Annotated in this window: 7 protein-coding genes, 4 tRNA genes and 2 pseudogenes; 1 reads left to right on the top strand and 12 read right to left on the bottom strand. The window is 58.1% G+C overall.

Annotated features, from left to right (window positions below):
• From VJV41_RS24130 to VJV41_RS24085, 10 genes and pseudogenes are all read right to left on the bottom strand, one after another.
• On the bottom strand, window positions 1–451 hold a 451-nt coding region (locus tag VJV41_RS24130; protein WP_325337973.1), incomplete at its 3' end, for a hypothetical protein.
• A gap of 130 nt (window positions 452–581) precedes the next feature.
• A pseudogene (locus VJV41_RS24125) lies at window positions 582–1,177 on the bottom strand (recombinase family protein).
• Between the two features lie 641 nt (window positions 1,178–1,818).
• A complete protein-coding gene (locus tag VJV41_RS24120) occupies window positions 1,819–3,717 on the bottom strand; it encodes a Z1 domain-containing protein (RefSeq protein ID WP_325337970.1) in 1,899 nt (632 codons plus the stop codon).
• A 28-nt stretch (window positions 3,718–3,745) separates the two neighbouring features.
• A complete protein-coding gene (locus VJV41_RS24115; protein WP_325337968.1) occupies window positions 3,746–4,885 on the bottom strand; it encodes a hypothetical protein in 1,140 nt (379 codons plus the stop codon).
• 353 nt (window positions 4,886–5,238) lie between these two features.
• Entirely contained in the window at window positions 5,239–5,595 is a 357-nt protein-coding gene (locus VJV41_RS24110; protein WP_325337985.1) for a protein NO VEIN domain-containing protein, read from the bottom strand.
• Between the two features lie 210 nt (window positions 5,596–5,805).
• Window positions 5,806–6,238, bottom strand: a pseudogene (locus tag VJV41_RS24105) (MrcB family domain-containing protein); the annotation flags it as partial.
• Between the two features lie 326 nt (window positions 6,239–6,564).
• Window positions 6,565–6,639, bottom strand: a tRNA-Val gene (locus VJV41_RS24100).
• Window positions 6,640–6,650: 11 nt separating this feature from the next.
• A tRNA-Cys gene (locus VJV41_RS24095) sits at window positions 6,651–6,724 on the bottom strand.
• Window positions 6,725–6,751: 27 nt separating this feature from the next.
• A tRNA-Gly gene (locus VJV41_RS24090) sits at window positions 6,752–6,824 on the bottom strand.
• Between the two features lie 202 nt (window positions 6,825–7,026).
• Complete coding sequence (locus VJV41_RS24085) at window positions 7,027–7,440, bottom strand: hypothetical protein (protein ID WP_325337967.1); 414 nt, start codon at window positions 7,438–7,440, stop codon at window positions 7,027–7,029.
• Window positions 7,441–7,592: 152 nt separating this feature from the next.
• Here VJV41_RS24085 and VJV41_RS24080 point away from each other — a divergent pair.
• Window positions 7,593–7,664 (top strand) — tRNA-Val (locus VJV41_RS24080).
• A gap of 87 nt (window positions 7,665–7,751) precedes the next feature.
• Here VJV41_RS24080 and VJV41_RS24075 read toward each other — a convergent pair.
• Together VJV41_RS24075 and VJV41_RS24070 are read right to left on the bottom strand one after the other, a co-directional pair.
• On the bottom strand, window positions 7,752–7,901 hold the full coding sequence (locus tag VJV41_RS24075) for a hypothetical protein (protein WP_325337965.1): 150 nt from the start codon (window positions 7,899–7,901) through the stop codon (window positions 7,752–7,754).
• 39 nt (window positions 7,902–7,940) lie between these two features.
• On the bottom strand, window positions 7,941–8,831 hold the full coding sequence (locus VJV41_RS24070; protein ID WP_325337963.1) for a L,D-transpeptidase: 891 nt from the start codon (window positions 8,829–8,831) through the stop codon (window positions 7,941–7,943).
• Window positions 8,832–8,936 lie beyond the last annotated feature (105 nt).

Raw genomic sequence — 8,936 nt, 5'->3', positions numbered from 1 at the left:
GCCGGGTCTCTACCGTCGTCCCGACAACCCACAGCCATTTCGTGAGAAACGGCGGGCCGACGCAATCCATGCGCTGCGCACACTCATACGCTTCTGCAATCTTGCCTTTTCGGAGCAGATCTCGCGCATCACGAAGTGCCGGGAGCGCCGGCTTTTGCTGGCTGCTGAGTGCCGCTTCGGTGTATCGCGGACCACGACCGTTTGTCGTTCCCGATCCCCACGCCATCGTCATCACGAATAGCTTCTGGACCTGCTGGTCGCTATCCCAATCTGTCTCTGCCGCGAGATCGGCGAGGTCTGATCGCAGGATTGATTTGGGAAGGGAAACATCAGCCATTGCTGGATAGCTTGACCACACGTCTGGGTTGACAGTCACCGCCGTTTGCGCCTGGGCAGATCGCAGCTTCTCCGCAGGAAACGCGATCCCGAGTGTCTGGTCGCTCGTGCTCACGCGGAAATCCAACCATATCGGTGGTCACCTCTGGCCTAAGATTTGATACTGGGCAAACATCCATTGGTCCGGGAAGAGCGTCGCGGCCGTACGACGGCGCCCTTCACGCCGTCTGCGCGTCGAGCGACGATTAGTCAGCTTGGTCGGCAAGGACCCGGTAGACGGTCGCCCTGCTCACTTTTAGAGCCTGTGCAATTGTGCTTGCCGGTTCTCCGTTCGCGTGCGCCCGTTGTGCGAGTGCAATGTTCGTAGCATCAAGGGCTTTGGGGCGACCGATCGATTGGCCCCGCGCCCGTCGTGCCTCACGCGCCGCCGAACGACGCTCACGGCCCAATTCCAACTTAAGCTCTGCCAGGTTCGCCAGTACGCCAGCCACCATCCTGCCGGTCGCGTTCGAGGTGTCGATGCCCTCTCGAATGGAACGCAGCACGATTCCACGCTCCCCGAGGTCTCGAATGGTGGCCATGACTTCTGCGGCAGTGCGGCCCAGACGGTCGATACCAACGACGACGATGCTTCACCCGCCCTTGCGTAGTCCAGAAGGGCTGCTAGGCCGGGACGCTGCTCCCGCGTCGAAGTTCCCGATAACTTGTCGCGGTAGACGCGAGAAACGTCGACATCAGCGGCGGTAAGCGCATCGACCTGCTGGTCGAGTGACTGATGGCCGCTGCTGACTCGGGCGTATCCAAGCTGGACACCTTTGGGAGCGAGTGCTGCTGCGGTCATGCCTCAAGCATGTCTCATACTCTCAGCAGCGCTAGTATTGAGGCGCTAGTTTTGAGGGCAACTTTTGAGAAGTTATGAACTGGCCGTTTCTGCCTCCCTATCCATCTCGATGGGCACACCGCAATTCTATGGGCACACCGCAATTCTTTAGTTCTGAGACGCCGGCCGACGGTGCTGCTTTTGCGCTACTGCACCCAGATCGCTTCAAATGAAGCGTCCGGAGCCACAATCTCTGTCGGCCACAGCCCGGAAATGCGGTACTGCTCTCTCCGACGCCGCTTCACTTGCAACGAAAATGAAGGGTGCCCGTCTGTGTGCGGCGGGAGCGCATCTTTTAACATGCGCCAGTCAAGAGCTACGACACCATCGGGTCCGCAAACGAGAGCGAGCAATGCGACCTCGTATTTCGTACTCAGGTAATGCAGTTCAGCGCTCTGGTCCGACGTGACCACAAACTGCCAAGGTGTAAGGCGATTCGTTGAGTACTTGATCATTACCGCGTTGCAAGTGCCGACGACATAACAGGAACGGGATGCCTCGCGCAACGGCCTTATATGAATACCCGCGTCTGACGCTGCGACTATTCGTGATAGGACAACGCCGTGGAAGCGCTCCTTTTCTCCAATCAATAGATCACTCTTCTAGACGCGGCCTACGAAAGTCAGGTTCTTGCTCCTAACGCGCGCATCGCCCGGATCGGGCGAGTACTTGTAGTACACGCGAGCCTCGCCGCTCGGGTTAGATATGACGTAGATATGATGAAGTGCTCGCTGATACCGAGTTCGGTTTAGCTGGTTCCGTCCGATAAAGCCCTTTTCGCGGACGATCAAGTCAATATCGGCGCTGACGTATCGACTTGTGAGATCCATGACGCCGTGAACAACTACAGATTTGTCGCCGTACGGAAGAAAGTTCTCGATAAAATCGACCAAGTAGTCGGGGAGCAGACCGGTGCCGAGTTCAGCGCGAAGTCTGCGAACTCGAGCCATGCCCTCGCCCGGATCGTTCAACAACCAGTCGCGAGTACCAGCCGCCAGATCGAATTTGTCCCAGAACATCTCGCCGGATTTCCACTGAACCGATGCGGTCTTTATGCTGCTGGTTGCTACGGCTGTAATTCGACTATCCTGCAACCACAGAGGGACACCTTCCCCGCTCCTTATAGCTGCGATCGAGAGCTTGTGGAATACGAAGCAACGTTGCCACTCCCAGTACAGCGATGTGGGAATGTGCAGCTGGAACCATTCCAAGTAGGAACCACGACTGCCAAACATGCGGGCCCGTTGGATATAGGTGTCTTGCTGCATTCGATGCGCTTCCCGCGTGAAAAACATCGTCAGCAAGTTGTCGAACGTTATCCCGCGTGAGACTAGATTGCCGCCGATCGCGACAGTAAAAAGTGTGCTCGGATTTGTCGCGTTAATGTAGCTGGCCTGCTGTTTTGAGGAGTTACTGTTCATCACTACGACGTTATTTCGATCTATATTCGTCAAAACGTACTTGACCACTGCATCGGCAAAATCAGGGAAGTGTTTGTGTGCGACGTCAAAAAGCTCTTTGACATATTTCGCGAAGTTCTTGTTCCCAATGTCAGCCAAGGTCACAAAGACGTCGGTTATTGTTCGCGCGTCGCCCGTATGGTCGCTTTTATTTCCACTTGTGTGAACAAGCATGCAGTAATTGCCCATGTTGCTACCTGTGTGATTCAGGTAGGCAACGCGAGCCAAAAAGCTAAGCAGTGCTAGGCGTAAATACTTTTTGTCATCCCGGTTATCGGGCATGAGCTCTAAAAGGTATTTCAAGCCGTGAAGCCGAGCCTCGCTGCTAGGGAAGAATACGTCTTGGCCGGTGTAAAAGTCGTGGGGTGGGAAATCGATCCATCGCCCACTGTCATTGTCGAATGTTTCGTTTAAATCGAGCCTAGCGGGTGTAGCGGTTACTCCAATGTACGCTCCACTGTCACCAATGAGTGTCTCTACCAGCTCGTTGATTCGAGTTTTTTCGGCACGATTGACTTTTGCATTAGGACTTGCGAAGTCGGCCTCATCATCAATAATGACAAGATCGTCTTTGTGCTTATCGAGCTTCTGGATCAATTTATCAAGATCGCGCGCGTTCTTTTTGCAGAATATGACCCAGTTACTCTCACCGAGCTTGATCGAATCATCAAGGATCTCCGAGAAGTTCTTCGGAGCAGGTGCCAGGTCTGAACGTCGAAAGCGGTTGAGGTTCTGATCAAGTACTTGAACGGCATCGTTCACAAGTACGATTATGATTTTGAAACCTTCGTCGAGCAGTGCTGCCGTCAGGCAGATCATCATTTCGGTCTTGCCGCTTTGCGGTTCGCCATAAATAATAAAAGATGTAACATTATTCTGCGTGAGATTTCTTATGGCACCTTCGACAGCTTTTTCAATCTGCGCCACCGACTTCCCGGCACCGCGAATACGATCATACTGTGCTGCCAGTCTCTCGACGCCCTTGGCTGATAAACCAACATAATTGTTGATGTCGAATCCAGTAGGGTCTGTATCCTGCATAAGTATGCTCCCGCGTGGTGTCAGCGTTCTACTGTGCCTTACTCAAGGTGAGTATTACTTCTGTCCTCATGCGCTTCGACAGGGGTGATTTGCCCTTGGCGGCGATTGGCAGATATCGCTTATTCTCGGGAAGTTCGCGTTCTTGCCTACCGACGCATTCGAGTCCGGAGGACTCGAATGCGTGTTGCACCATAAGATCGTTTCGAATGTATTTTCCTTTGAGTGTTGAATTACCGATTACCAGCACTGCCTTTCCGCCGATCTTCAACTTCTTCGAGACTTCAGAAGAGAACGCGGTCAGGTCGTGGCAATATCGTGCAATGACGCCCATAGGTAAATCGGAGCGGTCCAGGCCTGCGTCCGTTGATAACTCCAGGAGGTGCCCCACCTCGCCGGCCAGATCCTTTGACAGTCCGCGTTCGCTACCGATGGATTCAGACCGAATCTTCCGGAGTTCGGCAACTGTATAGCCCAGCCAGATAAGGGATAGCCTGTGCCCACGCATGTAGTCGATCGCGTTCAGATAGGGCGGGGATGTGATGACTAAATCAATCTCTGAGTTCGGAATGCCCGTGAGCTTGCGCGCGTCGCCCTGTCGAACGACAGCCTCGCTCGGGATCGACCTGTTCCCGAGGAGCTTCGCGACATCAACTACAGACTTTACAAAGCCTTCATAGACATTGTAATCGTTCCGTTCGATGACGCGGTGGGGCCGACTATGGGAGGTGTCCGCAGCGAGGGATGCGCGAGGCGACTTAGTTATGATCGTTCGACTTAATGCGACTTGTAGTGCCTGGCGAACGCGAGTATCGGAAACCACTGCGATTTGTGCGCCAATTCTCAGTAGTTGGAGCTGCTGAGGTTCATCGAACCAGTAATCGGCGAAGTCAATGGTTTCCTGGTCCGTCCACGGCAGTCGTTTCGCGGTAGATCGAGATGCGCGGTGAGCTAGCGCTTCGCCCAGGCTTGCTAGGTCATTAACCTTGACGTTGGCGGTCGCTACCGTCGCCATGAGGACGGCGAGTGGATCAAGGTCTCGGCCGTAGGCCTTGTGGCCTCGCTCAGCAGCGATGGCTAGGACGGTGCCGCTACCGCACATCGGGTCGAGCACCCTCAGCCGCCGCTTTGAGTCGGCGGGAATCGAATCCGTCGCAATCTCCGGAGCCATACGGGCTGGAAATGGATGCAGGCTGCGGGCGGACAGGACTACCCCCTATAGATTGCTCGGGGTTTCTTCCCCGTACTGCGCGCAGCGTACAGCCGCGCTCCGACAATTAAGGGAGTGACACGAAACTTCGACGGCGCTGTGCCCACCGCTAGCTGGCAAACGGCTGATCCCCGCTAGTTGGCGACGACAGTGTGAGGCAAGCGCGGCTTCACAGATGTGTGCGCTTCCAACCCAGCAAGGCCGGGGGCCTCGACTTCCGGAGGATCACTCAGCGGAGTGTGCGAGCAATTCACATGTGCGGGAAAGCGTTCCACGATGAGGATCCGCGCGAGCCGTCGAAGCTAGTATCCCGTCTAGTAGCGATAGGCGATGGCGGCCAGGCGTTTATCGTCCACTGTCCAGGGCATCTCAAGAATCAGTTCACCACCGCCGGCTGTGGGCGGGGCATCCGCGTGCCGGTGCAGTTTGATGTTGCGAACGATTGCTAGCGCATTGGCCGGGTGATCGTTCCTGTGGAGTTCGATTTCATTCCGCGTGAGGACGATTTCCGAACCGTTCGATGTCGTGCCCTTGACCTCGACTTTCACGATAGAGCCGGCCTTGGTGGCGTGGAGGTCGTATGACTCGCGGAGACCAACGTCTTCGACCTTGTAGCCCAGGGGTTCGGACACAAAATGTGTAGTTGCGACCTGCACCGCGTGCTCTTCCATGACCCGTCGTTCCGTGGCATTGAGCCGAGGGCTGCTCCGCTTAGCCGGCGTGCGCGGGTGCGCGATGTTTTCGAGTGTGCGCTCCACATCTGCGATCTCTGGGGAATCGCCGGGTATGTACAGACCCTCGTCGGCGGCCTTGTAGACCTCGCCGAGCCAGACCAGTACCTGGTGCAGATCTTGCGTGATTTTGTCGTCTGGCGGAATCGTGTCGAGGGGATACTCCGCAGCGACTACGTTGCCTAACTCGTAACCGCTGCCAAGCTTGCTGATCCGATTGTCGAGCTGCATCGTGGTCGTCCAACCGTCTGGGAACGGTTGATTAGTAGTTAGTAGCGCTTGCGCCCAGTCTGTGCGCGCCGTGAGTTCTGGTGCGGGTTGTGCCCGGAACTCGGCACCGTCCCAGCGGGTGGTTCCCTGATTCAGGCTTAGGTACACGCGGTCTCCGGCGGCGCTGAACAGGAAAACGGCATACCCGCCGCTAGTCGGTCTGGGAGCGCGATTCGGAGTAGATCCGGGTCCACGGAATCTCGGTCTTGAGGCCCGTTCCGTCCTTGCCCTGTACTCGGAGGTCGTGAAGTCCGGATACGACCGACAGTGCTGGGACCATTTCTTCGAGTTCGTCGCGTAGTTCGGTGCGCACGATTTGGCCGCACCGTCTCACCGACTCCGTGTTCTCCGCTGCATATTCGGTCTGCAGCAGCAGGACCTCTTCGAGCGCGTCATGCACGCTGCAACGCTAGCTGCGCTACGGGTCCGTCGAACGAATACGCGTCTGGCAGGTCGACAAAAAATGCCTCGCCTGGGGATGCGGCGTCGCGCAACTTGGCGGGCCTGAGGAAGGCGGTCGGCACAGCGGGGCGAGCCAAACACTCGCGTAGGGATCGACTTAGACTTGCCCTAGTTGCGCGTTTATTGCGCACCGCTTGTCTAGTTGCACTAAGCAGATACTCTGAACTGCGGTAATGCTGGTGCGCGATACTGGGATTGAACCAGTGACCTCTTCCGTGTCAGGGAAGCGCTCTCCCGCTGAGCTAATCGCGCCGGGGTCCAACTGGAGGTGGAGACGGGAATCGAACCCGTGTGCACGGCTTTGCAGGCCGTTGCCTCACCACTCGGCCACTCCACCACTTGGGTTGATGCCACTGCACCTTCGAGCGGATGACGGGATTCGAACCCGCGACCCTCACCTTGGCAAGGTGATGCGCTACCAACTGCGCTACATCCGCGCGCCACGAACGAGTTCGTCGCCCGTCGCGAAGGACGACGATAGTCCACCAAAGTGCAGCCGCACAAATCCCAACGACAGCCGCTCCCTGCGAGGTCAGAACAGCCGATACGCCCCTCGTGATATCTCGAACCCGTGGCCGGTCTTCGTATCCCGGCATGTGATGCCCGACTCGGCGCTTTCACAGCGCAGAGCCCCGGCAGTTATCGATTCGCCGTCGGCAACACCTCGTCTGCACCGAACGCCGTGTCGCCGGCGCACACAAATCGTGCCTGCTCGCCCGGGGCCAGCGAGATCCCTTGCCCGTAGTCGAACTCGCAATCCGCCGGCCTAGGCGGTGGCGACCAGTCGCGATCGATGATGTCGCAGCGCGCCCAGTCCGCGTCGATCATGCAGCTGACATTGCCTGACGGCGCGACGAAACCGGTTAGCTCTTGCACCACACGGTCCGTCGCCGGCGTTGCGGTCACCTTGTCCGGTTGCGCCTTGCCTGTCCTCGTCTGGCTGCTTACCGATGCGGGGCTCGACGACTGCGCGACCGTCGCACCATTCCCACAACCCGCAGCCAGGGCCATCACGGCAACTGCGGCAAGTACACGTCCGAAATGGTGAGCCACCGCGCGACCTTAGCCGTGCAACGCCTCGCCGGCCCAGCGATCACGCAAAGTTCCGACTGGTCACGGGCCCTCATTCAGCACAGCGAATTCGGGTCCAGAGGCTCGTGCGTGCTAGCCTTCTACGTCGTTCGACCTGTTCGGTCGGGCTCCCCGGTCTCGTAGCTCAGGGGGAGAGCGTCCGCCTCACACGCGGAAGGTCACTGGTTCGATCCCAGTCGGGACCACAACACAAAGTCGCAGTTAAGCGCCTATTTCTAGACTTTGAGCTGATTCTCTGGAGCCCTCCGAGCGGGCCTATACGGCCAAACCTCTCAGCGCTCGTCGACCTGCAGGTGGTCCAGCGCGTCCAAAGCCGAAGCCGCATCGTCGAGTTCGTCGCCGTAGAGATCTGCATAGATGTGCGCGGTCACGGTGGTCGACGCGTGGCCCATCGTCTTTTGCAGCAGCCGCAGATCGTGCACACCCAGCGTCGGGGCGCTGTCTTCTCGAAGGGCCGGGAGCTAGATTTGCCAGTCGTTGGAGCCGTCGTGCCTGGAGTAGGTGCCGCCGCTGGAGTTCTTCACGACGATGGGATCACCGGCGCCGAAGTTGTCGAAGAACCACCTTGCGTTGGTGGGGCTGATGTTGATACAGCCATGGCTGACGTCGCGCTTGCCCTGGTCATCCACTGACCATGGAGCGCTGTGTACGAAGTCGCCGCTGTCGTCGAACCGGACGGCTAGTTCGACCGTCGTCTTGTATCCATACGTAGAGTTGACCGGGACGCCGTAGGTCGAGGAATCCATCACTACCGAGGGCATCTTCTCTTGGACGTAGTAGGTGCCGTTTGGGGTTTGGTGGCCGCCGGCTGCCATCCCCATCGACATCGGAATGGTCTTCTCCACGGCCCCGTTGCGAGTGACGGTCAGTTGGTGCGTGGCGTCGTCGGCCGTGGCCACCAGGCTGTCTCCCGTCTGGAAGCTGGACACTGTGCCACCCGCATCGACGGTCACCGCGGTGTGCGCGGGCCAGAAGGTCAGCGGGCGCCAGCGCAGCTGCGTGGGCGTCATCCAGTAGAACTTGCCCGGAACCGGCGGGACCGAGGAGACGTGGACGGCGCTTTCGGCTGCAGCGGAGTCATCGACGAGCCCCGGGAAGTTGATGATGATCGGCTGGGCCACACCCACCGTCGAGCCGTTGGCAGGGACGAACCTCGGCGGCCCGAACGGCGCCGTGCCAGTGAACGGTGTCGGGTCCTGCCCCGCAGCGGGGCCCGCGACAACCCCTGGATCGCCGGGAGCCGGATCCGCCAGCGCGGGACCCGTACCCAGCACCAGCACCCAGCCCGATATCGAAGCCACTCCGGCTGCTTTCAGAGCGGTGAACAGGCTTCCCCTGGTCCAGCCCGACATATACAACCCTCCAGTCACTTTCGTGAAAACAGTCTCACATAGCGCCTAGGTCAGCTATCTCTTCCGTTCATTTATCCAGGTCACACCCTTTGATTCCAAAATAGC

It is taken from the genome of Mycobacterium sp., from assembly GCF_035274705.1.
Taxonomy (GTDB): Bacteria; Actinomycetota; Actinomycetes; order Mycobacteriales; family Mycobacteriaceae; genus Mycobacterium.
The sequence above is the reverse complement of the archived record's forward strand: the minus strand, read 5'-3'. Positions and strand labels throughout refer to the sequence as shown.